Source organism: Moraxella sp. I5G (genome assembly GCF_055193055.1).
Genome location: NZ_JBUXLH010000041.1, coordinates 1 through 1,231 on the forward strand (window position 1 = coordinate 1; position 1,231 = coordinate 1,231).

The following is a 1,231-nucleotide window of genomic DNA, read 5'->3' on the forward strand; positions in this document are numbered from 1 at the left end:
CCCATCTTCATTAATAGTTCTTTAAATTGACCATTTTGATGAACATATTTTGTGTTTGGATATTCACCATTCTGCCTATTCATTATTCTGGTTCTATCTGTAGTAAAGTTATGGAAAGTATTTTGTCTGCTTATAAATTACTATGTATTAGTCCTAATATAGCAAATATATAAAAGCAGATATATAAAAAACCACAAATAGCAAGAATGATACAAAAATTCCTAATCATTCTTTTTACATAAGTCGTGATTGTTCTCGCAAGTTTTAGTCTTTAATTACCCTCTAAATACAATCGTCAACTATATCTTTCATAAAATCTTTTTCTTATTTGCTTAATCATATCTTTCAAAGATATTAAAATATATTTAAATGTATCCTTTGCATGAAAAATTGCTGTTATAAATAATAATACAAACAAAAATATTCTTACATTATCTGCAAAATATTTACCAAAAAAACCAAAACAGAACCAAGAAAGAAATATATAAAATTAATTTTTTTATTCATGTTTATTTACACTCTTTTTCTGTTTGCACCGAACAAACCTTTACAGCTAAACCAAAATCAGCTCCTGATGATACTCCTCCATGATACCTCACCGAACCATTACTATACAAAGACACATTACCTTTCACTCCTGCAATAGGAACTACAGCACCATCAATTGAAACGCCATAATACTTCTCTCCTGGTGTAAGATTTCCAGTTGCCAACTCTTGATTAAAGCTAGCCGATCCGCCAACTCTTGGTCTGGATCATGAAGTGCTGCTAGTTTGCTGGCAATTTCTTCTGTACGATCTTTGGCATATTTTTTTATCTCTGCTTGGCTTAAATTTTTATACTGGGGTTTTCCACATATACTTTTTTCAATAGTTGTTTGTAAGTTTCTCTTGAATTTTTTTGTAAATGCACGTTGATTTTCTGGTGACTCTCTACCACTTTGTTTGTGTGCATCAATTGCACTTAATAACTCATCTGGAGATAAGCTGTTAATAGCCTATTCTTGACGTTTTACTTGACGAGTGTAATGGCTGATAAATTCCTTACGCTCTTTGTCTGTTTTTAAATCTTTGTAAGCTTTTGAGCTTGTCAAGTTAAATGGTTCTATTGTGTAATTGCCTAATGCTTTTCTTGATAGAGATTGATCAATAACGTCCCCATTTCCAGCCCTATTGCTTATGTTTTTGTGTGCAGTATTTGAATAATTGGCATTATTTGCACCAATATTCAA

Annotated in this window: 2 protein-coding genes; both read right to left on the reverse strand. The window is 31.3% G+C overall.

The window, feature by feature from the left end; all coding sequences use genetic code 11:
- Positions 1–649: 649 nt before the first annotated feature.
- On the reverse strand, positions 650–994 hold the full coding sequence (locus ACZBKJ_RS09855) for a polymorphic toxin type 15 domain-containing protein (protein WP_463200921.1): 345 nt from the start codon (positions 992–994) through the stop codon (positions 650–652).
- 3 nt (positions 995–997) lie between these two features.
- The coding region (locus ACZBKJ_RS09860; protein ID WP_463200920.1) for a hypothetical protein at positions 998–1,231 on the reverse strand (234 nt) is incomplete at its 5' end.